This window comes from Pantoea folii, from assembly GCF_056678875.1.
The window spans coordinates 495,044-519,661 of record NZ_JBWXON010000001.1; the positions used below are offsets into that span (position 1 = coordinate 495,044).

Annotated in this window: 25 protein-coding genes; 15 read left to right on the forward strand and 10 right to left on the reverse strand. The window is 51.0% G+C overall.

The window, feature by feature from the left end:
• The first annotated feature begins 253 nt into the window (after window positions 1-253).
• The 6 genes from ycgZ (at window position 254) to AC1MDE_RS02450 (ending at window position 3,078) form a co-directional block, all read left to right on the forward strand.
• Window positions 254-499 carry a regulatory protein YcgZ gene (gene ycgZ / locus AC1MDE_RS02425; protein ID WP_436361274.1) on the forward strand — a complete coding sequence of 82 codons (246 nt, stop codon included), beginning with the start codon at window positions 254-256 and terminating at the stop codon, window positions 497-499.
• 58 nt (window positions 500-557) lie between these two features.
• Entirely contained in the window at window positions 558-932 is a 375-nt protein-coding gene (locus AC1MDE_RS02430; RefSeq protein WP_480344182.1) for a hypothetical protein, read from the forward strand.
• A 57-nt stretch (window positions 933-989) separates the two neighbouring features.
• A complete protein-coding gene (locus AC1MDE_RS02435) occupies window positions 990-1,253 on the forward strand; it encodes a biofilm development regulator YmgB/AriR family protein (RefSeq protein ID WP_058960713.1) in 264 nt (87 codons plus the stop codon).
• A 223-nt stretch (window positions 1,254-1,476) separates the two neighbouring features.
• The gene (locus AC1MDE_RS02440) at window positions 1,477-1,839 is read left to right on the forward strand and encodes a hypothetical protein (RefSeq protein ID WP_480344183.1); all 363 of its coding nucleotides are present in this window, start codon (window positions 1,477-1,479) and stop codon (window positions 1,837-1,839) included.
• A 481-nt stretch (window positions 1,840-2,320) separates the two neighbouring features.
• Entirely contained in the window at window positions 2,321-2,611 is a 291-nt protein-coding gene (locus AC1MDE_RS02445; RefSeq protein WP_058960715.1) for a hypothetical protein, read from the forward strand.
• Between the two features lie 260 nt (window positions 2,612-2,871).
• On the forward strand, window positions 2,872-3,078 hold the full coding sequence (locus AC1MDE_RS02450) for a hypothetical protein (protein WP_058960716.1): 207 nt from the start codon (window positions 2,872-2,874) through the stop codon (window positions 3,076-3,078).
• 562 nt (window positions 3,079-3,640) lie between these two features.
• On the opposite strand, the gene AC1MDE_RS02455 is transcribed toward AC1MDE_RS02450, so the two are convergent.
• Window positions 3,641-3,889 (reverse strand): hypothetical protein, encoded by a 249-nt coding sequence (locus tag AC1MDE_RS02455; protein ID WP_058960717.1) that lies wholly within the window; start codon window positions 3,887-3,889, stop codon window positions 3,641-3,643.
• Between the two features lie 329 nt (window positions 3,890-4,218).
• Here AC1MDE_RS02455 and chaB point away from each other — a divergent pair, with 329 nt between their 5' ends.
• On the forward strand, window positions 4,219-4,452 hold the full coding sequence (chaB, locus tag AC1MDE_RS02460) for a putative cation transport regulator ChaB (RefSeq protein WP_058960718.1): 234 nt from the start codon (window positions 4,219-4,221) through the stop codon (window positions 4,450-4,452).
• A 939-nt stretch (window positions 4,453-5,391) separates the two neighbouring features.
• Entirely contained in the window at window positions 5,392-6,552 is a 1,161-nt protein-coding gene (locus tag AC1MDE_RS02465; RefSeq protein ID WP_479403062.1) for an IS30 family transposase, read from the forward strand.
• Between the two features lie 259 nt (window positions 6,553-6,811).
• Here the strand turns inward: AC1MDE_RS02465 and AC1MDE_RS02470 are convergent, their stop codons facing one another.
• Both AC1MDE_RS02470 and AC1MDE_RS02475 read right to left on the reverse strand, forming a co-directional pair.
• Window positions 6,812-7,801: an aldo/keto reductase gene (locus AC1MDE_RS02470; RefSeq protein ID WP_480344184.1), complete on the reverse strand. Its 990-nt coding sequence runs from the start codon at window positions 7,799-7,801 to the stop codon at window positions 6,812-6,814.
• Window positions 7,802-7,990: 189 nt separating this feature from the next.
• Window positions 7,991-8,902 carry a LysR family transcriptional regulator gene (locus tag AC1MDE_RS02475; RefSeq protein ID WP_480344185.1) on the reverse strand — a complete coding sequence of 304 codons (912 nt, stop codon included), beginning with the start codon at window positions 8,900-8,902 and terminating at the stop codon, window positions 7,991-7,993.
• Between the two features lie 106 nt (window positions 8,903-9,008).
• On the opposite strand from AC1MDE_RS02475, the gene AC1MDE_RS02480 reads away from it, so the two are divergent.
• From AC1MDE_RS02480 to AC1MDE_RS02490, 3 genes are all read left to right on the forward strand, one after another.
• A complete protein-coding gene (locus AC1MDE_RS02480; RefSeq protein ID WP_480344186.1) occupies window positions 9,009-9,512 on the forward strand; it encodes a cyclophilin-like fold protein in 504 nt (167 codons plus the stop codon).
• A 37-nt stretch (window positions 9,513-9,549) separates the two neighbouring features.
• Entirely contained in the window at window positions 9,550-10,662 is a 1,113-nt protein-coding gene (locus AC1MDE_RS02485) for an alpha/beta hydrolase (protein WP_480344187.1), read from the forward strand.
• Window positions 10,663-10,766: 104 nt separating this feature from the next.
• The gene (locus tag AC1MDE_RS02490) at window positions 10,767-11,981 is read left to right on the forward strand and encodes an MFS transporter (RefSeq protein WP_479400384.1); all 1,215 of its coding nucleotides are present in this window, start codon (window positions 10,767-10,769) and stop codon (window positions 11,979-11,981) included.
• Between the two features lie 126 nt (window positions 11,982-12,107).
• Here AC1MDE_RS02490 and hemB read toward each other — a convergent pair whose 3' ends face one another.
• A complete protein-coding gene (gene hemB / locus AC1MDE_RS02495; RefSeq protein ID WP_480344188.1) occupies window positions 12,108-13,130 on the reverse strand; it encodes a porphobilinogen synthase in 1,023 nt (340 codons plus the stop codon).
• A gap of 144 nt (window positions 13,131-13,274) precedes the next feature.
• Between hemB and AC1MDE_RS02500 the strand changes: the two genes are divergently transcribed.
• A complete protein-coding gene (locus AC1MDE_RS02500; protein ID WP_480344189.1) occupies window positions 13,275-13,808 on the forward strand; it encodes an N-acetyltransferase family protein in 534 nt (177 codons plus the stop codon).
• A 516-nt stretch (window positions 13,809-14,324) separates the two neighbouring features.
• Here the strand turns inward: AC1MDE_RS02500 and AC1MDE_RS02505 are convergent.
• From AC1MDE_RS02505 to AC1MDE_RS02515, 3 genes are all read right to left on the reverse strand, one after another.
• Window positions 14,325-15,185: an SMP-30/gluconolactonase/LRE family protein gene (locus AC1MDE_RS02505; RefSeq protein ID WP_480344190.1), complete on the reverse strand. Its 861-nt coding sequence runs from the start codon at window positions 15,183-15,185 to the stop codon at window positions 14,325-14,327.
• A 93-nt stretch (window positions 15,186-15,278) separates the two neighbouring features.
• On the reverse strand, window positions 15,279-15,752 hold the full coding sequence (locus AC1MDE_RS02510; RefSeq protein WP_480344191.1) for a DMT family transporter: 474 nt from the start codon (window positions 15,750-15,752) through the stop codon (window positions 15,279-15,281).
• A 14-nt stretch (window positions 15,753-15,766) separates the two neighbouring features.
• Window positions 15,767-17,164, reverse strand: a complete 1,398-nt coding sequence (locus AC1MDE_RS02515; protein WP_288474198.1) for an amidohydrolase family protein — start codon at window positions 17,162-17,164, stop codon at window positions 15,767-15,769.
• A 142-nt stretch (window positions 17,165-17,306) separates the two neighbouring features.
• On the opposite strand from AC1MDE_RS02515, the gene AC1MDE_RS02520 reads away from it, so the two are divergent.
• A complete protein-coding gene (locus AC1MDE_RS02520; RefSeq protein WP_161736118.1) occupies window positions 17,307-18,194 on the forward strand; it encodes a LysR family transcriptional regulator in 888 nt (295 codons plus the stop codon).
• 157 nt (window positions 18,195-18,351) lie between these two features.
• Here AC1MDE_RS02520 and AC1MDE_RS02525 read toward each other — a convergent pair whose 3' ends face one another.
• Window positions 18,352-19,245, reverse strand: coding sequence for a LysR family transcriptional regulator (locus AC1MDE_RS02525; RefSeq protein ID WP_480344192.1), 894 nt, complete (start codon window positions 19,243-19,245; stop codon window positions 18,352-18,354).
• A gap of 116 nt (window positions 19,246-19,361) precedes the next feature.
• Between AC1MDE_RS02525 and AC1MDE_RS02530 the strand changes: the two genes are divergently transcribed.
• Both AC1MDE_RS02530 and AC1MDE_RS02535 read left to right on the forward strand, forming a co-directional pair.
• A complete protein-coding gene (locus AC1MDE_RS02530) occupies window positions 19,362-20,327 on the forward strand; it encodes an aldo/keto reductase (protein WP_480344193.1) in 966 nt (321 codons plus the stop codon).
• Between the two features lie 17 nt (window positions 20,328-20,344).
• Window positions 20,345-20,860 carry an NAD(P)H-dependent oxidoreductase gene (locus tag AC1MDE_RS02535; RefSeq protein WP_480344194.1) on the forward strand — a complete coding sequence of 172 codons (516 nt, stop codon included), beginning with the start codon at window positions 20,345-20,347 and terminating at the stop codon, window positions 20,858-20,860.
• Between the two features lie 657 nt (window positions 20,861-21,517).
• On the opposite strand, the gene AC1MDE_RS02540 is transcribed toward AC1MDE_RS02535, so the two are convergent.
• Together AC1MDE_RS02540 and AC1MDE_RS02545 are read right to left on the reverse strand one after the other, a co-directional pair.
• Window positions 21,518-22,828 carry a c-type cytochrome gene (locus AC1MDE_RS02540; RefSeq protein WP_480344195.1) on the reverse strand — a complete coding sequence of 437 codons (1,311 nt, stop codon included), beginning with the start codon at window positions 22,826-22,828 and terminating at the stop codon, window positions 21,518-21,520.
• 1 nt (window position 22,829) lies between these two features.
• The gene (locus AC1MDE_RS02545; protein ID WP_058960729.1) at window positions 22,830-24,602 is read right to left on the reverse strand and encodes a GMC family oxidoreductase; all 1,773 of its coding nucleotides are present in this window, start codon (window positions 24,600-24,602) and stop codon (window positions 22,830-22,832) included.
• Window positions 24,603-24,618 lie beyond the last annotated feature (16 nt).

Here is a 24,618-nt window from a genome sequence, read left to right on the forward strand (position 1 = left end):
CAGGAAAAATCCTTATCTTCATACCTCATCAGTTTTCATAATTTGGCCGAGTGAGCGTCAACTTCTTGATTGATTTAAAGTGTGATTGAAAAGTATGTCTGGCTTAGCTATCCATGGCCCTGAACATTAAACCCTGTGTAAAAAACTTGTTTTCAAAGGAAGCAAAAACCACAGGACTACTAATTCTTGTACAAGTTCTAGAAAGCGTGTACAACTTTTAAGTCGCTTGAATTTATCATTGGAGGATCAACAAATGCGCCAGAATCGTTCTGCTTCGATCTCTTCTGAAGCCATTAATCAGTATTTCAGTAAAGCCTCTTTGCCATCTCAGCAGGAATCGCTTGGACAAATTGTGGTGGAGATTCTGAAGGAAGGTCGCAATCTGAACCGCAAGTCACTTTGTAGCAAACTGCTTCATCGTCTTGAACTCTCTTCATGCGCTGAAGAAGAACGTCATTACCACCAGTTGATTGGCCTCCTCTTAGACCGGGAGGGTTGAAATCGGCGACCCAGACGATGACACCTGTGGCGGTGTAATACCCCCATCAGGTGTTGTTGTGATCATCAGCATTATGCACTTCGGCCAAACATGTCATCTTCACACCGTGATCGAAGCATCTTGCAGTAAAGAGAAACCTATGAACAGAAGTGACCAGCAGAAAGCTATTGACGAAATTATCGGAGAAGCAGCATTTGCATTACTACAGCGGCCTGGACGCATATCCCTGCGAGCTTTGATGGATCAGCTGAATTCAATGCAGAGATTATCAGAGGATGCTGACAGGCAGGCGCTGATTGCGCTTTCCATAACCGATATCAGAAAACACCGTTCTGAGGGTGATGCGCATATGAGGGAGCACAATGAAGGATCCGACAAGGTTCGCGCCTTATTTTCAGGCTCTGGCGTCCCAGGAAATAACAGTAAGCATTGAAGCCTTATTTTAGGTCTGATCATTAACTCCTATCCATCAAGCACGGAACGAATAAGAATGCCAACGCCAGATGATATTTTTAGCGTGATTACCGACATTGAACTGGCTGAACGCTTTCGCAATGCGGGAAATGACATCAAGGATGAATCGGCCGTACTCGGATTTGTCATTCGAAGCCTCCTTCAGTCGGGAGAACAGGTGACCCGTAAAGCTATTATTCTCAGCCTGATTGGTGCACTGGAAAGCGTGCAAGGTACACCACAGGCTGACGTTTTACGAAGAACGCTTGAGATTGTTGTCGGATGTAACGCTGAGGACTAGATACTCTTTAGGGTGCTTAATGGAGAGAGGTGTTAATCAGAAAGTGGCGCTGCGACAATTTAATCAGGCTTTCTCGCGTAAAACTGAAATTGAGCTATGTTTTGTAATATGTCTTTTTTAAGCGCAGCGTTATAAGTGGTCAGCGGTGCAGCAGCTGGCCGTTAACCATCATGTTGTGGGTCGCCTGCTGTTTCCAACGTATCGGATAACGTCAGGAGAGCCCATGCACAATCAACTTCTCAACTTTGACGCCGTGTACCGAATGGTGCGTCAACATAGCCTTATCGAATTTCCACAGCATGCTGAATGTAGCTCGCAGAAAACGGTCAACGCCTGTCTCAAATCTTCAGGATCATCTTTGCACGCACCTGGTCCCGGTCTTAACTTCAGCCATCGCACTGGAGACGTCATTTCAGAGTTCGACCATTTTATCATCACCGATAAAAACCGGGAGGCGCTGTACGCAGACATTGCAGACATGGTGCGCTGGCTGAGGGACAACGGTTACCTGCTGCGCAGCTTAGAAGATGAATTATGTTTCTACCCTACCGATAAACTTCTTCGAACAAGTTCACTCGTCTTCTGATTTTCACCGTGAAGAATTTTAAATAGCCAACGCGGCTGCCGACGCGGCTGAAAAGCCGCAGTGCAGCTGCCCTAATCTTCTGAATACCAGAAGGTTTATCTGTTCTTAGCCTTGCGCTTAAGTTGCTTTTCATCATGAGTTTATCCGGAAGCTTGCACCTGCCCCAGCCAAAAAATAACTACGATCACTGAATGATTTCACTTTTCATCGGCAAAAGGTGTTACGCTACTGCTGTCTGAAAAATAGCCAGACCTTATCCTTCAACAGGCTTGTTGCCCACGAATCGATGCGGGTGCAACTTACCTCTCATGAGCTGACCAAGCAGCTTCCACCACTACTCCTAAGTCAAATGAAGCGCGCTCGATAGCGCTGGTGTGCGATAGCTCGCAAGGACACTTCACGCCATTTGTCATTTACATTCCAAAATAGCGCAATGTTAATCGCGGACGAGTGACATGCCTTCTGTGTAGTCAGGAATTACATGGCCATATCCAAAGATATCAATGCCAGCAGTAAACACTTCAAGCCGGCCACACTCCCTGTAACCGAGTGTGGAAATCATGTTCCGCTAACGTTACGGCTGAAGTTCACCAGTGCAGTAGAGGCGATCGGCGCAATGTGCCAGGCCGTTCTCAAAACAAGGGGGGTTGTCTCTATACCTGAAGTTCAGCTTATGCTGGCAGTCAGGCTGGAGCTTTGCTCTGAAGAGATCGACAGAAAAATTCTTCAGGAATCCCTGATGCTGCTGGCCGATCAATCTACCTGTAACTGAGAGACTGTAGTCATCTCAGGCACATCGGAAGTGAACGCTTTTCAAAATTTGCTTATAGATCAATATCTCTCTGAGCGACTTACCTCGGGGAGCTATGGACCCATATCCGCTTGCGTCGTGCTCATAGATTTTGAGCGATACCTGTTTGTTTTATGAAAAACGGGTTTCACCTGTTCCTTTTTCAAGCAAATTCTTATTGCAGGTAAGAGGTCTTATCAGTATAAATCCCTGATAATCACATCATATAAAGGGATGTTCCAATGAAAAAACTATACGCAGACCTCTCTTCAGCCCCTCTGTTGACTGGCATAATTGGTGAGGCGGTGCTGGAGCTTGTTGAACGCAGCATGAATATTAGCCGGGATAGCATCATAGCTATGCTTGAAAAGAAAAAGCGTGAGAGCACTATTCCGGCGATTATTCGCGTAACTGAGGATGCTCTTTTCTGGATGCGCAAAGGAAGCTAAAGCTGATAAAGACTTGCGTGCTAAGTGGAATATAGTGAGTGATTCCTCTTAAACCTTGTAAGTATTTTAAAGACAGCCGAAAAGATTATTTGATGCGGGTATTGGTCTTGTAAGACGTCAAAACGTATCGGCTGTCTGTACCAGGCTTAGATGATTATGCGAACCCTCTGATGCAGCGAAGTATAAAGTTTCACGCTAATGGCATGATTTCATTTCGACATGAGTTTACTTTTCATGGTGACTCTATCTGATAAGGGAACCGGAGCAGAAAAACCGAAAGAGGGGTTTGCCTGAGTACCCCCTGAAACTCATGCACGACCCGGCACCGCCCCTGACGTAACTTCACATCAACGATAATGGTGACAGCAGAAGGCAAAGGTTGGTCTGTAGAGGCATACTGCTTTCCCCTGAATGCAGCCAACTGCTCACTGGTTACTTAAAACTTATCATGGATTGCGGCACCAAATATGAGTTGTGGTTAAATCCTGAGCATGAGTAATTCAGCACCGCCCGCTTCCTAAATTTTCATACAGGCAAATACATTCGATTTGCTCGTTCAAAGTCAGGAAGCTAATTTCTTTCCGAACCTTTTGTTTCTCTTTTCGGTTATCTGGTCCAGCTCCAACTGGAGCTGCTCATGTTCACGATTGGCTTCCGACAAACGTCTCGCATGCAGCAGAGATTTGCCCGCTGCGACCTCCTGTCCTGTAAGAGAACGAATGATCAAGCCGACTTCCTGCAAATAGGATTCAAGCGTTTCAATCTGGTTTTCGATATCAAAACGGGTACGTCTTTTAGTGGTGCGAAGCATAGTGAAGTCCAGCGCAGAAGCAAAGGTCGCCCAAACATTAGATATAGTTTACAAATCTCTGAACTGCCATCATACCTCTGTAGCCAGAATCAGATCATGTTATCAGGTTTGCCAACACTCCCCTGTATGGAGATAGTCGTGATGACTAATCCAGCAGGGCATGCTTCTTAATTTCAATTTCGAATTGTTTAGCAGCGGGCGTTTTGGCGCGATGTGCATTGCCTGAAAATATTCGATCGCTCTGCATCATTCACGCGCCTCGCTTAAATGAACATTGAAATTTTTCGCATGTGAACCAGACTTAAGTCTTAAATTACAGGAGGGCAACTATGCCGTATAAATCACGAGATTCCCTGCCAGAGAGCGTCAGGAGCGTACTACCTGCTCATGCGCAGGATATATATCAAGCAGCTTTTAACAGTGCCTGGGATGAGTATAAGGATAAAAAAGACCGCAAGGATGACAGCTCCCGGGAAGAGGTTTCACATAAAGTTGCCTGGGCTGCAGTCAAGAATACGTACGAAAAAGGCAATGATGACAGATGGCATAAGAAGAAATCCTGACAAAACCCTCACCGGCAATTGATTGATCAATCCTCGCGGAAGGTTGGGTTCAGACAGGGTCAGGTTTTGCTGTATAGCCGCTTATGGAGACTTATTTGCCATTGAGCAACCAGATTGTATATTGGGAGTTTCACTGAAACGCTCTGAAAGAAGCCCCGTTGCTTTCGTGCCTGCTAACTGCGGATGCCGTAGCCCCCTGGAGATCAGCCAGCTTCGCCACGCAATCGGTGACGATAATGTTTCAGGACAACGTTTGTGACAATCTGTCCGTACACAAAGCCGCCCAGCCCGGACATGATTACGGAGCCGGCAATACCAAAAAAATACGCTCCTGAGTAGCCGAAGGCCCCGCAGACGATGATGCCCGCCCAGGTCTGCCAGTGACGAAAAGCTGATTTATATGCCTCCCGCCATCGTCTTCCGCGCTCCCACAAGTCTAGGTCGGCCAGTTCGGGTATGGATTTCAGGGTTCAGAAGATCTTCACGTGTTCTCCTTTCACAAATAGCATAAATGATAATAATTATCATCTTCACGTCAAGGTTTTAAACCTTTTAACCCCATCACTCTCAAAGTCGAGATCCTGAACGACAGGAGGAAAGCTCAGGCTTGGACGACTTACTTAATCGAGTCTGAAATTGGACCCGGTTTAGCAGAATCAACGCCGGGAGTCTAAAAAACAGGCGATTAACGATTGTGACAATACTAAATTCTGAAGGCATCCGAATTTCCACCATTTGTCTGCCTGACCATTGTTTTGCCATCAGACCCACGCCCATCGTGCAGAGACGCATCTGTTTCCCTATAGCTCAGTCCGGCTTTCAATCCTGCTCGCACAGGAGACAAAGATAGGTGAACAACCTTAGAAGTGAATGGCAGCTATGTGCTGTGAGTTCAATGGCTCGATGCAACGCTATCCTTAATCAAGGGGGGACGTTGCCATGAAACGAAGAACTCGGATTAACTACACGCCAGAGCAGAAGGCGATTATCTGGGACAGATATAAGCAAGGTGATTCTCTGCATGATATCGTCAGAATGTTCGACAGATTTCATTCTTCCATCATGCCCACAATCCACCAGACAGGTGGCTACCGTCCTCCCGTTCGAAAGCGGCATCGATTAGCGCTTACGCTTGATGAAAGAGAGGAGATTTCCAGAGGACTGGTAGCAAAACTCAGTATCAGGGACATTGCTGCCAACTTATCAAGAGCACCCTCAACGATTAGCCGCGAGGTCAGGAGGCACGGAGGTGCCAAGCAATACCGTGCAGCAAAAGCCGATACTGCTGCGTGGGAAAATGCTCTGAGACCAAAACCTTGCAAGCTAATTGAAAGCCCCACATTGTGTAAAATCATTGCAGAGAAGATGCATCAGGACTGGTCGCCGGAACAGATCGCCGGTTGGCTGAAACGCTGTTATCCGGATAATCAGGAAATGCATGTGTCACACGAAACGATTTATAAAACGCTTTTTATACAAACCCGGGGGGCATTAAAAAAAGAGCTGCAGCAATGCCTCAGAAGCGGAAGAGCGGTACGTAGATCCCGAACGTCATCACTTAAAGGGAAAGGATTAGGGAAAATCCCGAATGCGATACCTATCAGCGAAAGGCCACCGGAAGCCTCAGACAGAGCCATCCCTGGTCACTGGGAAGGTGATCTGATCCAGGGCTCGAAAAACTCCTATATCGTCACCCTCGTAGAACGCCATTCCCGCTTTGTTATGTTAGCCAAAATCAGGGACAACAAGACCATAACGGTTATATCTGCACTCATCAGACAAGCCCGGGAATTACCTGTTGAGCTATATAAAACATTAACCTGGGATCGGGAAGCTGAAATGACCAGCCACACCCGGTTTACTGTAGCAACAGACATCCAGATTTACTTCTGTGATCCTCAATCTCCCTGGCAACGTGGCTCAAATGAAAATACGAACAGGTTGCTAAGACAATATTTTCCAAAGGGAACTGACTTATTGGTTCACAGTCAGCAGAGACTAAACAGCGTTGCCAGACAGCTCAACGAAAGACCGAGAAAAACGCTAGAATATGAATCACCCGCAGAGCGGTTCAATAAGTGTGTTGCGTCCATCAGTTGAACTCACAGCCAAAAGCGGACGTTGCTTAAACAATTGATCAGAAGTGAACGCTTCAGGAGTGGTGGCCCCATTCTCCTGGATATCGTCTTTAATATGCTAGCCGGCGCCAGATGGCAACGGCATTAGCAGAGGTCATCACGGCGCTCTGATAGCGCGAAGGTTGATATGTTCAACGTTTGTCGCAGGTCCGGACCAACCCGCAAGGCTTATCCGACAGATCTGCCGGATAAGTCGCACACTCCGTAATACCTTACAGCGTTTACCAGGCGTAAGCCCCCGGCGCTTCACCACCAGGACCCGGCCAGATGGCATCGAGTTCGGTCAGCACCTTTTTTGAAAGCTTAAGTTCAACGGCCTTGAGATTTTCCTGCAATTGATCAGCAGTTCGCGGACCGCTGATCACCGAAGCCACTGCCGGATTGTGCAGGAGCCAGGCCAGCGCAACCAGTGCCGGGGACTCACCCAGTTCTTCACACAAGGCTTCCCAGGCCTGCAGTTGCGGGCGGCGTGCCTCGATTTGCGCCAGCAAGCCTGGCGTGGCGCGCCGCCCCTCAGAAATCTTTTTCAGCACGCCTCCCAGCAGCCCCATTCCTACAGGACTCCAGGTGATTAGCCCAACGCCAAAATGGCGCAGTGCCGGAATGACTTCCAGCTCAATGGTACGCTGCGTCAGGTTGTAGAGACTCTGTTCCGAGGCCAGTCCCAGCAAATTGCGCGAGGCGGCCGAGCACTGTGCGGTAGCGATATCCCAGCCGGCAAAGTTGCTGCTGCCTGCATAGGTGATCTTGCCTTCCCTGATCAGTTGCTCAAATGCCTGCCAGATTTCTTCCCACGCCGTTGAACGATCAATATGGTGCATCTGATACAGATCGATGTGGTCTGTTTTAAGGCGACGGAGGCTGGCTTCACATGCCCGGCGAATGTGATACGCCGATAAATACTTATCGTTAGGTCCAGTATCCATAGGCTGATAAACCTTGGTGGCCAGCACAATTTTATCGCGACGGGACTTATCTTGCGCCAGCCAGTTGCCAATAATCTCCTCGGAGGTGCCATAACCTTTGACCATGTCCGGTGACTGTGGGCCACCATAAACGTCGGCAGTGTCAAACAGGTTAATACCGGCGTTAAGAGCAGTATCCATGATTCTGAAGCTATCCTGCTCGTTGGTCAGTTCACCAAAGTTCATACAGCCGAGCGTGATCGGGCTGATTTTCAGGCCAGTGCGTCCCAGATGGTTATAGTTCATTACTTGGATCTCCATGGTTTTGTTTACAGCTGAGCGGAGATTTTTGCAGGACCACATTAGCCTGACTAGCTGATGAATACTTAAAGAGCTTATTAGTAAAGCTAATCAATATGTTTAAGGTATTGTTTTAAAAATCAAAATCAAACGATTTAGTAAAAATGCTCAAAACCAAATGAAGACGTCTGCAGGTTAGAGTTTCGTTCCGGCTGGTCTTGTATACCGTAAGGCGTCTACAACCAGCCGGAAAGCCGGCGAAGGCTGTCGGCGGCTTGGATAATACAAAAAATATCCCGGGAATGGATCGCACCAGTCTTCAAGCACGCGGACCAGTCGTCCCTCTTCAATATGCGGCGCAAACTCTTCTTCCGGCAGCGAGGCGATACCTGCCCCCATCAGCGTTGCCTCAACCATGGGTGGAGTCGTGTTAAAAATCAGCTGCCCTTCTACACGCACGCTCTGCAGCCTGCCCTGCCTGATAAAATCCCAGGTGTATATTCCCCCGCTGGACTGCATACGCATATTGATGCAGTTATGTTTCAGCAGATCGTGAGGCTTTTCAGGACGGGGGTACTTCTCAAAGTAATCAGGTGAGGCGGCAACGGCGACGCGCACAGGCGGGCCTATCGGTACTGCAATCATGTCTTTGTCGATGGTATCACCCAGTCGCACCCCCATATCAAAACGATCCGCCACGATATCGCGGAATCCATAGTTAATATCGTACTCAACGCTGATGTCCGGATATTCACTTAGTAGTGGCGTGATTTTCGGTAACAGCAGCGTTCGCAGTACATGGTCTCCGCAGGTAATGCGTACCGTTCCTCCAGGCTTATCACGCATTTCAGTCAGCTCGTCCAGCTCGGATTCAATTTCATCAAACCGGTGCCCGATGGTGTTCAGCAGGCGCTCGCCAGCAGCGGTCGGAGAAACACTGCGCGTGGTGCGGTTCAACAACCGTATTTCCAGTTGTGCTTCAAGCCCGTTAATCGCCTGGCTCAGCGCCGACTGCGTCACGCCCAGCAAAGCCGCTGCACGGGTAAAACTCCCTTCGCGCGCAATAGTCACGAAGTACATCAGGTCGTTAAGGTTTCGTCTGGCCATGGTGCTCAGCTTCCGGTCAAAAGTCATGATTAATTAGCATAACTTATAAGGCTATTCAGTATAAATAAGCTAGTCACGTCGAGCAGCATTACGGATGATAACTGCCATGAAAACGACCAAAAACGCACTTCAATGGCCGCACGGACTCATCATTCTGATCGCCGTGCTGATACTGGCTCCAGCCGCATGGGCACAGAAAAGTTCCGGTTCGCTGGCGCAGTCTGCGCCGCATCGTACACAAGCAAAGGGCGACACTATGAAGATTAGACTGATTGTTGGTAAGAAAACTGCCGTTGCCACCCTGTATGACAATGCCACCGCCAGAGACTTTGGTTCGATGCTTCCGCTTTCTCTCACGATGAATGATTACGACACCATTGAGCGCGTGTCCGACCTGCCGCGCAAGCTCGTTACTGAGGGCGCGCCGGACGGTATGACGCCGGTGGCGGGAGAGCTGACCCATTATGCGCCCTGGGGTAACCTCGCCATCTTCATCAGGCCGCGAACCTGGTCGCGCAATCTTCTGCCGCTGGGAAAAATCGATCAGGGTCTGGACATCCTCTCACAGCCCGGCCCCTACAATCTGCGCATTGAGCGAATTGAACCCTGAACCTCACTTTTACTTTTACGCGAAAGGATGATCTGTCATGACCAGAAACGTTGATGACCGTGATGTGAAACTGCCCGGTGAACCGGACGCACACCGACGTACTCTGCTTAAGCTGACTGCCGCCGGCATTGCGGCCGCGGGCGTCAGCGTTATGTCCCCTGCTGCGGCACAGGAGCAGAAGGGCCTTACGCTCACAGACAAGTGGGATAAAGTCTTTCCGAAAAGCGACCGGATTGAACATCGCAAAGTGACGTTCAGCAACCGTTACGGCAACACGCTTGCCGCAGATATTTATCAGCCAAAAAATATCACCGGAAAACTCCCCGCTCTTGCGGTGGGTGGGCCTTTTGGTGCCGTTAAGGAGCAATCATCCGGGCTTTACGCGCAGACCATGGCAGAACGCGGTTTTATCACCCTGGCGTTTGACCCTTCTTACACCGGTGAGAGCGGAGGAGAGCCGCGTAATGTGGCTTCACCGGATATCAGCGTAGAAGATTTCAGCGCAGCGGTGGATTGCCTGGGCTTGCAGCCGAATGTCGATCAGGCGCGAATTGGTATCATCGGTATCTGCGGCTGGGGTGGAATGGCCCTGAGCGCGGCAGCGGTGGACAAACGAATCAAAGCTGTTGTCGCCAGCACCATGTATGACATGACACGAGTGATGTCCAGGGGATACAACGACAGCGTCACGCCGACACAGCGCGCGCAAACGCTGGAAGCATTAAGCCAGCAGCGCTGGAAAGATGCTGAAGCCGGGAAACCGGCATATCAGCCCCCCTACAATGCGCTCAAGGGTGGCGAGGCACAGTTCCTGGTTGAGTATCACGACTACTACATGACCCCTCGCGGCTACCATCCTCGCGCCGTTAACTCCGGAAACGCCTGGACACAGACCACGCCGCTGCCGTTCATGAACATGCCCATCCTGACCTATATCAGTGAAATTTCGCCGCGGCCCGTGCTCTTTATTCATGGAGAAAAAGCACATTCACGCTATTTCAGCGAAACCGCCTTTGCAGCAGCTGCTGAACCCAAGGAGCTGCTGATCATCCCGGATGCTGTTCACGTCGATCTCTACGACCAGATGGACAAAATTCCTTTCGACAAACTGACGGCTTTCTTCAGGGAAAACCTGGCCGCCACAGCATAAAGCGATCGGGCTGAGCGCCGCTTACATCTCCTCATCATTCATCCTGACCGCGCGGAGGCGATTCAGTGCGCGGTCGCCCATTTTTAAAATATGAAGATTATCCTATGAATTCAGCTCTATCAGAGGCCTCTGAAGGCACTGCAACATCACATGAAGCTCCCTCATCCTGGAGTGGTGTCTTTGCCATGTCAGTCTGCGCTTTTGCGCTAATCAGTTCCGAGTTTCTGCCAGTGAGCCTGCTGACGCCCATGGCATCTGATCTGCAAGTTACCGAAGGCATGACCGGACAGGGGATTGCCATTTCTGGCTTGTTTGCCGTTCTAACCAGCCTGTTTATATCAGCACTCGCCGGGAGCCTTAACCGTAAAACGCTGTTGCTGGCGCTGACTTTTGCCATGGGTGTTTCAGGTGGAACTGTTGCGCTCGCGCCTGACTATCTGACCTATATGTTGGGTCGTGCGCTTATAGGGATAGTGGTCGGCGGCTTCTGGTCGATGTCAGCGGCAACCGCCATCAGAATGGTGCCCAAACGCGACATACCGCGAGCGCTGGCGATGGTGAACGGTGGAAACGCGCTCGCGACCGTTGTGGCTGCGCCGATGGGCGCATGGCTTGGTGCCCTCATAGGGTGGCGTGGCGCTTTCCTGTGCCTTGTTCCGATCTCACTTATTGCTCTGGCATGGCAATGGAAAGCGCTACCGTCAATGCCCTCTGCCGCACGTGCACCCGGGGTAGCCAGTGCTTTTAAGGTGTTTACCCTGTTCAGATATCCGGGTGTAGTCGCAGGCATGCTGGCAAGCAGTCTGCTGTTTATGGGGCAGTTTGGCCTCTTTACTTACATACGACCTTTTCTGGAAACCGTTACTGGCGTACACGGAACATACATTTCCCTTGTCCTGCTGGTGATAGGGGCGGCGGGTTTCATCGGCACAATATTAATTGGTCGGGTTCTGCAGCGCGCGTTCTATCCGACGCTAATCGTCATTCCGGCCTTGATGGCTTTTACAGCACTTGCCCTGATTGAATACGGCGATTCTACAGGTTTAGTCGTCGCTCTACTTGCACTCTGGGGCCTGGCAGGGACTTCGGCCCCCGTGGGGTGGTGGGCCTGGATTGCACGGGTCTTCCCGGATGATGCTGAAGCAGGTGGTGGGTTATTTGTTGCCGTTGTGCAGATGTCTATCGCATTAGGTTCAACCGCTGGCGGGTTGCTTTTCGATCACAATGGTTATCGCAGTACCTTTTTTGCCAGTGCTGCAATCCTGGTCGTCTGCGCTGTACTGACTGTTGTAACAGCGCGTAGATCGCCATCCCATTAAGAAATGGTCATGCAAACCTGAGTGTCCGCTTCGTTCAACGCTGTCCTTGGATTCGCCGAGGACTGCTGTGTGCCAACAGCGGACGTTATTTCAATAGACCCGATCTATTTATCTGAACAGGCAAGATCAGTACTCCCCACGCCCGAGATTAATCAACTTAGCTACTCGCGTGGCAAAGTAACTGAGAATTCCATCAGCTCCGGCGCGTTTAAAACAAATCAGGGATTCAATAATTGTTTTTTCTTCCTCAAGCCAGCCGTTCTGAAACGCAGCCATATGCATGGCATACTCGCCGGAAACCTGATAGGCGAAGACAGGTACGGCAAAGTTTTTTTTCGCTTCTGAAATGACATCAAGATAAGGAAGCCCCGGCTTCACCATCACCATATCGGCCCCTTCCTGTAAATCCTGCGCTATCTCATGCATCGCTTCCATAGCATTTGCTGGATCCATCTGGTAGTTTTTCTTATTTGCTTTACCCAGTGCAGTTGCAGATTTTGTGGCTTCACGGAAAGGCCCATAATAATTTGAAGCGTATTTTGCCGAATAGGCCATTATCTGAACATTATGTAACGATTGTGATTCAAAAGCGCGTCTTATTTGACCAATACGTCCGTCCATCATGTCACTCGGTGCTACGATATCAGCGCCCGCAATGGCGTGTGCCATTGCCTGTTTAACCAGTATTTCATTCGTCTTGTCGTTAAGGACATATCCGTTTTCATCAACTATGCCGTCCTGTCCATGTGAGGTGTAGGCATCAAGAGCAACATCAGTAATGACACCTAACTCAGGGAAGGCCTTTTTAAGTGCACGAACAGCTTGAGGAACAAGCCCGCTCGGATCCCACGCAGCCTCAGCGCATAATGTTTTGGTGCATGCTTCCAGCGAAGGGAATAGCGCAATAGCAGGAATGCCCAGTTTTACGAACGATTCAGCATCATACAGCAGATTGTCAAGAGACAACCGGAACACTCCAGGCATTGAAGCGATTTCCTGACGCTGGTTTTTTCCCTCAACTATGAAAACAGGCAGGATCAGGTCATCCACCGTCAGATGGTTTTCGGCAACCAGACGGCGGCTAAAAGCGTGCGTACGGGAACGGCGTAAACGACGGGCAGGAAATGAAGACGGAATATTTACAGACACTGAATTTACCTTTTGGTGATTGGTTGCCGTAACATCAAGCATTTATATGGCTTGCTCGAAGATTCTTTATCTTACACATTAGAGTTCCATGAAATAAAGACTAATGATACTCTGGAACCTAATATGCGTTTGTGAGAGGTAAAAGTGATTAATATAAGGCTGGCTCAACGCAGTGATGCAGATGCAATCGCACATATCCATACCGCCGGATGGAGAGATACATACGCTAAAGTAATGTCTTCAGCTTTCCTTACAAACCATGCGCAGGAAGATCGTCTTTCGCACTGGCGCTCAGCACTTAACTATTGCAGTGATAATGAAATGGTTTGTGTAGCAGAATATAATAGAAAGATTGAAGGATTCATATGTGTCAAGCTTTACCATGACGCTCAATGGGGCTGTTATATAGACAGTCTTCATGTCAGCTCTTCACTTCGTGGTAAAGGTGCAGGAAAACATCTGCTCCGGTACGCTGCCGAATGGGTCAAAGACAGGGATGGGGAATCACCGCTCTATCTTTGGGTGTTTGAAGATAACACCAAAGCAGTAGCTTTTTATCAACGACTTGGCGGGGCCATAGTCGAGAGGGCGTTATCCGATATGCCTTCATCAGATAATGCGCCCGTATCCAGAATCAGCTGGAAAAATGCCGGCCAACTTCTTACGTATACTTACTAAATACCCGGATAAAATATCACTCACCTTTATCCCATTGTGTTACTGGCATGCTTATTCATATTATCTCTCAGGGTGGCGTAAGACACTGAAGAAAAAATTTTTATTTTTTCTTAATTTTATTGCCAATCCTGTATTCTGGCAAAGTGAAAGTCATTCGTAATCCTTAGAGAGATGATTTTTACTCATAGCTGAAATGCTCTTTATGTTATTCACTTTTGCGCCATAAACGAAATTCGCTGATATATTAATACTATTTAAATAAGCTTTATAAGCATAAAAAAATGAAGAGTTTAGTTATGACCGTAACAATAAGTGAAGTGCTGTGTAGCCAGGATTTTACCACCCTCAGGAAGAGGAGCGGCTTACCCTGCTTGCTATGAAGTCACCATACAATACCGGATACAGGCAGGAGGATATGGAAATATTCAGCAAAAAGCGCCCCATGACTGCATACATTTTCATCGCATTGTGACGTTTAAGCTCCGCCAGAACTAACGTCACCGGTTTTGAAATGCATCAGAGTACTTTGCCTGCAAAGCGGCTTTCAGGTAAACCGGGAGGCACATCAGATTCTGCTTTTAACAAAGCTCCGTCAGATTCTGATGGCGCCGAAAGACCCACGCTGGCACTGGTGCAAACCAGGGTAGTGAAAGTCTCACCAGTCAGTACCGGACAGGTACTCTGAATTGCGGGTGAGGACAGGATTCGCTCTGCTGACCCGTCCGGACTGTAACGTACAATACGATTGCCACCCCACTCTGCATTCCACAGATAGCCCATGGCATCAACGCAGGATCCGTCAGGGGCCCCCGTGCCTTCTGTTTTGGTGAACACACGCTGGTTGTTCAGAGAAGGATAGTCGCAGCACATTATCCGGCCCTGCATAGAATCACAGTAATACATTGTATCGCCCTCCGGACTAAAGCAGATGCTGTTGGGAATGGCAACACAGGGCAGAGTAAGTGTCTCAACAGTGCGCGTTTGCGCGTTGAGCCTGTGAAATTTCCCTGGGATGTTTACGTGATAACCGTCATCCATAGTCCCGAAGACGAAATTGCCGTCCCGATCGCATCGGCCATCTCCTATACGGGTACCTGAGCTCCCCGGTGATGCTGCCACCTGAGAAAGCGTACCGGTATGAAGATTAAAGAAGGCGAGCCTGGACGCCAGCCCCATCAGTAAAACATCCTTCTCATTGGTAAAGGCAAATGATCCGAGACGTTCTGGCAGAAACCATCGCATAACGATGCCAGTTTCTTCCTGTAAGACGAGCAGCTCACTGCCTTCAATATCCGTCCAGAAAAGCCTGCGCGTTCTTTCACACCACAGAGGGCATTCTCCCAGCAGGTTTTTGACATCGGCTACTACTGAAAACATGTTGTTTCTCCGGGGGAGGTTAAAGTTGCGTTGTGGCTGAATTTAAGGTCACGGATATCTGCGAAAACATCCGTAACCGCCAATGTCGCTTGGTTAATGCATAAAACGTGCTGATAGCCGATCGCCGAAAAGCATGATGGCGAGACCGGCCAGCATGACCAGCATTCCTCCCAGTTTCAGCAGCGAGACCGGCCGCTTTACCGCGCCCAGCAGGCCAAAATGGTCGATCACCTGCGAGGAGAGCAGCTGTCCGACAATCGCCAGCCCGAGCAGGGCTGAAAAACCGATTTTGGGTGCGAGCACGACGTAGCTGAATAATGCACATGCACCGATCAGTCCACCCGCCAGGCTCCACACAGGCTGCGAAGGTATGGCGGCAAGCGAGCTAAATAATCCCCCACGCAGCAGCGAGTAAATTCCGAGGCTGAACGCCCCGGCTGTAAAGGAAAACAACGCGGCGGTGACCGGGTCCCCGCCGAGCCCTTTTGCGAGCTGACTGTTCAGGGTCGTCTGAAGCGTAATCCCCAGTCCTGCTGCAAAAGCAATGACGTAATAAATCGCGCTCATACTGTTCGTCTCTGTCAGTCTGCCTGAACCAGCGGCAGGAATTTTTCCGCGAAGATGTCTGGCTGATAGCCTGCTGCCGCAAAGAGGTGCGCGCGGGATTCATCGATAGCGGCGCGGAGGCGCTCACTGTCCACACCCAGCACTTTGCCGTTCTGCTTGACGATGCGCCCGCCGATCATCACGGTGTCGATGTTGCTGCGTTCGGTTGCATGTACTACCGTACCAAACGCATTTCCGTTGGGATAGAGGTTGAGATCAGCCGCGTTAATCAGCACCAGATCAGCCTGTTTGCCAGGCGTCAGGCTGCCTACTTTGTCCTGCATTCCTGCACAGAAAGCACCATCGACGGTGGCCGATTTAAGCAGTTGCGCAGCCGGAAGCGTCGTCAGCGAATGCGCTGAATCACAGCAGTGCTGCTTGTGCATCCCCATCACGCGCTGCAGATAGAACGCCACGCGCATTTCCATAAACATGTCTGTGCTGTAAGAGGTTTCATTGTCCACGCTAAGGCCAGGATGGATACCATGACGCTGGGCGGCTTCAATGGCGAACATTCCGCTTTCGATACCATAGTGGGAATCTGAGCGCGGGCAGACATTCACCCGGACACCGGCATCACGCAGGATCTCCCATCCCTCATCAGGTACGGCGGTGCAGTGGTTGAAGATATTGTCCGGACCGAGCAGACCCTGCTGATGCAGTGATTGAAGCTCGGAGGCCATTTCAGCACCAAAGAACTCGGTGACAATCGGCAGCCCCAGCCTGCGCGCCTCAGCCCACAGTTCGGGTTCCAGCTGGGCCATGACGCCCAGCGTCACAAGACTATCAGGGTTGTCCGCGAAATATTTTTCCTGCAGGCGCTGCCAGTTGCCAGGCCAGTGCGCCTTATCCCATTCGCCGGCCACCGGTGCGCCCGAAGCATGGATAGCGCGAATACCGGCATCAAGCAGGGCCTCAACGGCGGCATCGGCGTGCGCTGCGGTCCGGCTGTTGTGCGAGTTATCAATCATTGTGGTAATGCCCGCGTCAATCGCGCCCAGCGCCGTCAGAAGGTTACCCACATAGATATCTTCCGGACGGTAATACTTAGCGAACGAAAAGTGCGTGGCGTTGCTGTAGTCGTCCAGACAGGTGGCGTTGGGGTTGATACGGCGCAGCTGACCTTCCCAGGCGTGACGGTGAGAGTCGACCATCCCCGGCATGGCGATCATGTTTGTAGCATCAATGACGTGAGCACCCGGCGCGTCAAGGTTCTGTCCCACGGCTGTAATCGTTGATCCAGTGACAAGAATATCGCCACGCTCAAGGTTTCCTACATTCTCGTCCATACTCAGTATGGTGGCCCCGCGAATCAGCGTTACCGGCGGGTTTTCGTACTGATTATTAACAATATCTCTGTTGTAATCGGTCATTGTCATCCTCTCTTTATGTGTGAACAGGAAAACGATACGCCCTCCGATTAAGTTGAAAAAGATGACTAACGCGTTTTCATAATTCAGAATTAACGAATAATCATGCTTATCACCTTCACAGGATATCCAGGAGAGCAGCCAGATGGATCGCATTCAGGCTATGCAGATTTTTTTAAGGGTGGCTGAGGCCGGAAGCTTTGTGCGGGCAGCGGAAACACTCTCCCTGCCTGCCTCGACGGTTACCAGCACCATCAAAAATCTGGAGAAATATCTGCAGGTGCGTCTGCTGAACCGGACCACGAGACGGGTCAGTCTGACCCCCGAAGGCCTGCAGTATCTGGCGCAGTGCAGAGAAATACTGGCCCTGATCGAACATACGGAAGCCAGTCTGGCCGATGCGAACAGACGGCCCCGGGGCCGTCTGCGCGTTGATATGCCCGGAGGAATAGCCCAGTTCGTTGTTATGCCTAATCTGAAAGCGTTCTGCAGCCGGTATCCTGATATCTACCTGATGATCGGCGTCAGCGATCGGCAGGTCGATCTGGTTCAGGAGGGGGTGGATTGCGTAATCAGAACCGGAGAGTTGCTTAACTCAACGCTGGTTGCCCGTCCGCTCGGGCAGTTTCGCTGGATCACCTGTGCCTCTCCCGACTATCTCAGGGCATATGGTATTCCGCAGTCACCTGACGAGTTATCGCATCACCGGGCCATTCACTATTTTTCCGGCCAGAGCCGGCGCACGGACGAACTGCGTTTTGTGCAGGGAACGGAAACGCTGTCTGTCTCCGTCAGCGGGCAGGCCGCCGTTAACGAGACGGGACTCTATATAAAAATGTGCCTTGAAGGGTTCGGACTGGCGCAGCTTGCTGAGAATGTGGTCGCAGAACATCTGCAGAAAGGAACGCTGGTTGAAGTCCTGGCCGACTGGCAGCCGTCGTCTGTTCCTGTCACATTGCTTTACCCCCATCAGCGTTTTTTGTCACCCGCTGTTCGCGCATTTGCAGACTGGATAGATGAAATCGTTAACTGATACCTCCCGGCCGGTGCAGACGAAAGTCTGTGTCTGGCGCATGCGTGCATCCCGGAGCAGCGACTTACCGGGGAAAGGGCTATACCCTCCCGGAAACTCACCGCTCCAGGTAAGGGGCGCCGCCGTCTGAAGGTGCCAGCCGCATCCGGGCACGTACTCAGCTGAAGTGCCGGAGTAAAATATCTTCCAGAATGCGAAAAACGGTCCTGATGCGCTGCGGTACAAGTGCCTGATAGGGCCGGTAAAGATAAAGCTGCCAGGTTTCCAGTTTCAGTTCCGGCAGGACATTCACCAGCCTGCCATCTTCCAGATATTCCCTGCAGGCCAGATTACTTGACTGGATCACGGCTTTCCCGACTAAAGCAGCCTGAATCTCAGACTGGGAGTCGGTGGTAAAAAACTCAAGATGGCGTGGTACAAACGTATCAACGCCATCGAGCATATATTCGAATACTTTGCCGGTTTCAGGATTCAGCAGCCCACTGAAAGGATAGCGCTGGCGCAGATCTTCGAAGTTTTCCGGCGCCCCCAGCTTCTCAATGAGTTCAGGCGATGTCATCAGCGCGTGATGAACGAGCGTGATTGGCCTGATAATAAAGTTCGGATTTGGCTCGCGTTCGATGCGGATCCCCATATCAATACGGTTCTGTACCGAATCCAGCTTCATCATGTCCAGCCGCCAGTCTATAAACAGCTCAGGATAGGGGCGAAGCGCAGTCAGAAGCTCAAACAACACCTGTTCGTGTCCGGGAAAGCGGAACAGTGTGATCCTCACAATCCCCTTCATCTCATTGTCATCTCTGGCCGTCTGAAACAGCGCTTGTGAGTCTTCAAGAAGGCGCACAGCCTTTGGCAGGAAAAGTTCGCCAAAGCTGGTCAGCACAATCGATCGGGTATTCCGCTTGAAGAGTGGCTCGCCGAGCTGATTTTCCAGCTCAGCAATTGTTCGCGTTACTACGGAGGGAGAAATGGCCAGCCTGACCGCCGCTTCGCGAAAATTCATCGTTTCCGCAGCGGCAACAAAAAATCGCAGAGCATCAAGTTTATTCATAATTATTGTGTTTTAAGCAATTCTGACTTTCGAAATTAACAATTTTTCAGCAATAAATCCAGCCGTATACTTAACCACTCAAAATCATCATCGCCTTAAATAAGAGTGAAATAATCATGAAAATGAGAAGGTTAGGTAGCCAGGGGCTTCAGGTCTCAGAGATGGGGCTGGGGTGCATGGGCATGGATCATGGCTATGGTCATTCAGTTGAAATCAAGGAAAGGATAAAGCTGATAGACAAGGCTATTGAGCTGGGATGCAACCTTTTCGACACGGCCCCTATTTACGGATTTGAAAACGAAGAACTGCTGGGTACTGCTCTCAGTAAACACAGGGAGAGTGTCATCATTGCGACCAAGTTCGGCGTGACCGGAATGGAAAATATCGATGGTCAGCTGGTACCGGTTCTGGACAGTAGTCCGGCGTCTGTCCGAAAGCAGCTGGAAGGTTCTCTTGACCGCCTTAAAACCGATTATATTGACCTGTTTTATCAGCATCGCGTTGATCCCGCGGTTGAGCCGGAAGTGGTCGCAGGATTGATGAAAGAGTTAATCGCCGAAGGGAAAATAAAGTACTGGGGATTATCTAATGCGCCCGCGTCTTATATCCGGCGGGCCCATGCAGTGTGCCCGGTCACCGCCGTTGAAGATCAATATTCGATGATGTGGCGTAAGCCTGAGCAGGATCTGTTTACAGTCTGCGACGCACTCGATATCGGCTTTATGGCCTACAGCCCGCTGGGTAATGGATTCCTGAGTGGTCAGGTGACCGCGAACACAACCTATGGCGAGGGCGATTACCGGGGCATGATGGGGCGATTTAAACCCGAGGTAATGGAAAACAACCAGGCGCTTCTTAATCTGATCGCGGACATTGCTGAAAGAAACACTGCAACGTCGGCACAGGTTGTCCTTGCATGGGAACTGGCTCAGAAGCCTTATATCGTGCCGATTCCGGGAACAACCAAATTGCACCGGCTGGAAGAGAATTTTAATGCCGCAAATGTACAGCTCAGTGACGCTGAATTAGATGATATCAATGCCGCTTTAGCCCGGCTTGAAATTGACGAAACCTTTTTTTAAAGACAAGAGATAAGAAAATGAAAACCCTAATTGTTGTTACTCATCCAGACATTCATCGTTCCCGTGTTAACTCGGCGCTTGCAAAAAGTGCAGCATCGCTGCCCGATACTGAAGTGCGTTATCTGTATGACCTCTATCCGGACGGCAAAATTGACGTAGCCGCTGAACAGGCTGCTCTGGAAAACAGCGACCGTATTGTGCTGCAGTTCCCGATGCAGTGGTACAGCACGCCGCCACTGCTCAAGCAGTGGCTTGATGATGTGCTGACCTACGGCTGGTCACATGGTGGCGAAACACAGGCACTGCGTGACAAGCAACTTATGCTGGCCGTTTCGCTGGGTGGCGCTGAGTCTGCCTATCAGCCTGATGGTGCAGCCGGACATACGGTCAGCGAATATCTGTTGTCCTTTGAAACCATCTCTGGATATCTGGGTATGCGTTATCTTAAACCTTTCATTACCGGCGGTAGTGCGACGATCACCGACGAAGAAATTGCGGCACAGGCTGAACGCTACAAAACGGTATTAGTCTGATTAGCATCATGCATTCTTCTGATTGCGAAAACGCTCAGATGTGCTGGTTGTTGCTGACGATTATAATTGTGGCTACTTGCACAATTATGGCTGCTGATGGCTGTTGTGACGGCCCTCAGCAAACGCGAGAGCTCCGCACTTACGCTGTGCTTTTCCAAGATAACGGGTGAAGCGCGACATTCTCATAAAGGTATGTTCTCCGTATACAGACATTACTGTATGAATCTTTAACGTCCGTTATTCGCTCACAGCGGACCTCCTGCCAGACAGGCTTTGCGTGCTGCCCATTCCCTGGACGCATTAGCCTCTCCTGAAACGCTCCGATATCTCATAGTCAGCGTGGGCATGATGGTTATGTCCCGTATTGATTTAGCGTGCATATGAGCACTTTTCCGCCCGATGTTCAGGCAGTTAGCCAGTTTTAATCCCCATTGCTATGGTGTTTGGTGTGATTTACGCGCTGACAGACCTGTACAACGATGACCGAAGCGCAAGATGAACAACGCTCGTGCATTAACAGAACGGAAGGTCAGATCCGCCAGAATTTAAGAATTCATTTTGGGGAAGAATTTTGGAGGAGTTTTGGGGAAGGATTTTGGAGGAGTTTTGGGGAATGATTCAGGCCGCCCGTCCGGACGGCCTGTGATTCAGACCTGATTAATGCGCGGCCATCTGCGGAGGCAGGCGCAGCAGGGCTCGCTTGTCTGCCACCTCATCCGGTGTCACCGGTTTTGCGGCATTGCCCCAGCTGTTACGCAGGTAGGTTGCCACGGCTGCCACCTGTTCGTCCGAAAGCTTCCAGGCAAAGGAAGGCATCGCACCGCTGGTTGGATTACCCGCGGTTACCGCGCCGCGTCCCCCTTGCAACACCGTCGTGATAATGGAAGAGGCATCATCCGCTAACAGGCCAGGGTTATTCTCCAGGCTCGCCGCGAGGTTGGGAATCCCTTTGCCGTCGCTGTTATGGCAGGCAGTGCAGTTGGCGGAATAGACATTTTCACCCATCTTCATTTGCGCGTTGCCCATCGACAAAGGTTGCGGCAACGTCGTGGTCGATGCAGGCACTTGCTTGAGATACACCGCAATTGCGCGCAAATCAGCGTCGGTTAGATGCTGCGTGGAGTTAGTCACAGCTTCCGCCATCGGGCCTGAAGCGACCGCCACATGGTTACTGCCGAGCTTGAGGTAATCCACCACCTGTTGCTCAGACCAACTTCCGATACCGGTGTGCGGGTTCGGTGTGATGTCGGGGGCATGCCATTCACCCAGATTACCGCCTTGCAGATAATCACTGCTGTCACCGCCAATCAGGTTCTTAGCCGTGTGGCAGGCGGCACAGTGTTCTGGCCCTTCCACCAGATAAGCGCCTCGGTTCCATTCAGCACTTTTACTGCTGTCTGGCTGGAAACCTGCGTTGCGGAAAAACAGCAGGTTCCAGCCCATCATCGCCAGACGAATGTTATACGGGAAGCCCAGGTTGGTTTCCGGCACCTGATAGTGAATTGGCTTAACCGAGCGCAGGTACATCCACAGGTCGTGCATGTCCTGATCCGTCAGCTTCACATAAGCGTTGTAGGGCATCGCAGGATAAAGGTGCTCCCCTTCTTTGCCCTTACCGTGACGGACTGCGCGGAAGAAATCACGCTCCGTCCAGCTACCGATACCGGTTTCGCTATCCGGCGTGATGTTGCTGGCATAAATACCGCCAAACGGCGTGCTGATGGAGTAGCCCCCGGCCAGCGGCAGTTTGCTTTCCGGCATGGTATGACAAGCCGTGCAGTCACTGGCAATCGCCACATAACGTCCGCGCTCAATTGCGGCACTGTCTGCCGCCGTTGGCGGTTGGCTGGTGAGTACGTTGTTGCTGGCGACATCATCCGCGGAGGTATCGCCGTTCATCCACAGCATGCCCGCTGCCACGGCCGCAGCGATCACCGCCACGCCCGCAATGAGTTTGCTCTTTTTCATCTCACACCTTCACCAACGGACCTGGATTTTTCAGGTACTGCTCGATAATGGCTTTCGCCGTCCACAAACTCAGTGCGCCAATCGTGCCCGTCGGGTTGTATCCCGCATTGTTTGGGAAGGAAGACGCCCCCAACACAAACACGTTGTGCGCATCCCAACACTGCTGATAACGGTTGAGCACCGACGTTTTCGGATCGTTGCCCATCACCGCACCGCCAATGGTGTGGTCGCTGGCAAAGTTATACGGCGAGTAAGCACCCGAAGCAGAGTTGGTGCCGATGACGATTTCCGCGCCCATGGCTTTACCGATCTCGACGCTTTTCTCTTCGATAAATTTCGCTGAACGGCGATCGTTATCGTTGTAGTCGAAGGTGACACGCAGCAGTGCATTGCCGTTGTCATCCTTGTACTCAGGATCAAGGTCAAGATAGTAATCTTCGTGCGAGAAGCTGGTGCCCTGGCCGAAAATGAAGGTGGTGTTCTGGAACGCGTGGGTATAAGCCTTCTTCCACTCTTTACCCCAGCGTGGTGAGCCCGGCGGCAGTGCATCGGCGTTGCCGATAGGACGCGCGCCACGCGCCACGACCAGAATCCCTGCGCCACCGATAAAGCCCAGACCGGTATGGTCAAAGTTATCGCCGTTCCAGTCGTCCACCTGCGAAGAAAGGGCTCCGGCACCGATATACTGATTCAGATTTTCATCTTTGAAGTGGATCGCTGCACCCGATACCGTCTGGAAGCTGTAGGCGCGTCCTACCACACCGGTTTTGGTCACCGGGTTATAAGGCACCCCAATTTTGGACAGCAGCAGCAGACGCACGTTTTGCATCTGGAAGGCGGACAAGATCACGATGTCTGCGGGCTGTACCCACTCTTTCTTGTTCTTATCGAGATAGGTCACGCCGGTGGCGGTTTTACCGTCTTCCGCTTTATTGACGCGAACCACCGCGGAGTCCGTTAATACCGTGAAGTTCTCACGTTGCATTAACGCTGGGATGACACAGGCGTTAGGGCTGGATTTTGAGAAGTTACCGCAGCCGTAATACAGGCAGTAGCCGCAATAGGTGCAAGGCCCCATACGCACACCCAGTGGGTTAACATAAGCGCGTGACGCCTGGCCAGCGGGAACCATGAAGGGTTTCAAGCCGATCTTCTTCGCGCCTTCGGCAAAAATATCCGTTAGACGCATACTCTCCAGCGCAGGCAAAGGGTATTCGCTTGAGCGGTTGCCCTCGTAAGGGTTGCCGCCTTCAATGACTTCGCCGTTCAGCTTACCGGCCTTGCCTGACACGCCGGCGATCTTTTCAAAGCGATCGTAAAACGGTTCCAGCTCGTCGTAAGTCACTCCCCAGTCTTGCAGAATCACCCCTTTGGCAATCTGCTGTTTTCCATAACGCTTCACTGTCTGGCTGTAAGGCTCGAAATCGAACGGCGTAAAACGCCATGCCATCCCAGCCCAGTGGGTGCCCGAGCCTCCCACGTTGTAACCCAGCTCATTCAGGTTCCACTCGCGAGTTGGCAGGGCCGTTTGCGTGGTGTTATTACGGAAAGTGGTGGTTTCGACGGCGGGCGGCAGCAGCATACTGCGGCGCGTATCCCAGCGCAGTTCATCGGTATCGACCGAGGGGGGAAAATCTGTCGCGGTTTCAAACCACGGGCCACGTTCAATGGCAACGACATTCAGACCAGCGCGGGTCAGCTCTTCGGCGATCAAAGAGCCACACCACCCCAGGCCGACGATGGCGACATCAGCTTTTGGACGGACGTTATTCATAGTTTATTGCTCAGCA

Excerpts from the sequence above, each read along its gene's own strand:
- ycgZ (WP_436361274.1), top strand. The coding sequence starts at position 254 with ATGCGCCAGAATCGTTCTGCTTCGATCTCTTCTGAAGCCATTAATCAG.
- AC1MDE_RS02435 (WP_058960713.1), top strand. The coding sequence starts at position 990 with ATGCCAACGCCAGATGATATTTTTAGCGTGATTACCGACATTGAACTG.
- AC1MDE_RS02440 (WP_480344183.1), top strand. The coding sequence starts at position 1,477 with ATGCACAATCAACTTCTCAACTTTGACGCCGTGTACCGAATGGTGCGT.
- AC1MDE_RS02445 (WP_058960715.1), top strand. The coding sequence starts at position 2,321 with ATGGCCATATCCAAAGATATCAATGCCAGCAGTAAACACTTCAAGCCG.
- AC1MDE_RS02450 (WP_058960716.1), top strand. The coding sequence starts at position 2,872 with ATGAAAAAACTATACGCAGACCTCTCTTCAGCCCCTCTGTTGACTGGC.
- AC1MDE_RS02455 (WP_058960717.1), bottom strand. The coding sequence starts at position 3,889 with ATGCTTCGCACCACTAAAAGACGTACCCGTTTTGATATCGAAAACCAG.
- chaB (WP_058960718.1), top strand. The coding sequence starts at position 4,219 with ATGCCGTATAAATCACGAGATTCCCTGCCAGAGAGCGTCAGGAGCGTA.
- AC1MDE_RS02465 (WP_479403062.1), top strand. The coding sequence starts at position 5,392 with ATGAAACGAAGAACTCGGATTAACTACACGCCAGAGCAGAAGGCGATT.
- AC1MDE_RS02470 (WP_480344184.1), bottom strand. The coding sequence starts at position 7,801 with ATGAACTATAACCATCTGGGACGCACTGGCCTGAAAATCAGCCCGATC.
- AC1MDE_RS02475 (WP_480344185.1), bottom strand. The coding sequence starts at position 8,902 with ATGGCCAGACGAAACCTTAACGACCTGATGTACTTCGTGACTATTGCG.
- AC1MDE_RS02480 (WP_480344186.1), top strand. The coding sequence starts at position 9,009 with ATGAAAACGACCAAAAACGCACTTCAATGGCCGCACGGACTCATCATT.
- AC1MDE_RS02485 (WP_480344187.1), top strand. The coding sequence starts at position 9,550 with ATGACCAGAAACGTTGATGACCGTGATGTGAAACTGCCCGGTGAACCG.
- AC1MDE_RS02490 (WP_479400384.1), top strand. The coding sequence starts at position 10,767 with ATGAATTCAGCTCTATCAGAGGCCTCTGAAGGCACTGCAACATCACAT.
- AC1MDE_RS02505 (WP_480344190.1), bottom strand. The coding sequence starts at position 15,185 with ATGTTTTCAGTAGTAGCCGATGTCAAAAACCTGCTGGGAGAATGCCCT.
- AC1MDE_RS02510 (WP_480344191.1), bottom strand. The coding sequence starts at position 15,752 with ATGAGCGCGATTTATTACGTCATTGCTTTTGCAGCAGGACTGGGGATT.
- AC1MDE_RS02515 (WP_288474198.1), bottom strand. The coding sequence starts at position 17,164 with ATGACCGATTACAACAGAGATATTGTTAATAATCAGTACGAAAACCCG.
- AC1MDE_RS02520 (WP_161736118.1), top strand. The coding sequence starts at position 17,307 with ATGGATCGCATTCAGGCTATGCAGATTTTTTTAAGGGTGGCTGAGGCC.
- AC1MDE_RS02525 (WP_480344192.1), bottom strand. The coding sequence starts at position 19,245 with ATGAATAAACTTGATGCTCTGCGATTTTTTGTTGCCGCTGCGGAAACG.
- AC1MDE_RS02530 (WP_480344193.1), top strand. The coding sequence starts at position 19,362 with ATGAAAATGAGAAGGTTAGGTAGCCAGGGGCTTCAGGTCTCAGAGATG.
- AC1MDE_RS02535 (WP_480344194.1), top strand. The coding sequence starts at position 20,345 with ATGAAAACCCTAATTGTTGTTACTCATCCAGACATTCATCGTTCCCGT.
- AC1MDE_RS02540 (WP_480344195.1), bottom strand. The coding sequence starts at position 22,828 with ATGAAAAAGAGCAAACTCATTGCGGGCGTGGCGGTGATCGCTGCGGCC.
- AC1MDE_RS02545 (WP_058960729.1), bottom strand. The coding sequence starts at position 24,602 with ATGAATAACGTCCGTCCAAAAGCTGATGTCGCCATCGTCGGCCTGGGG.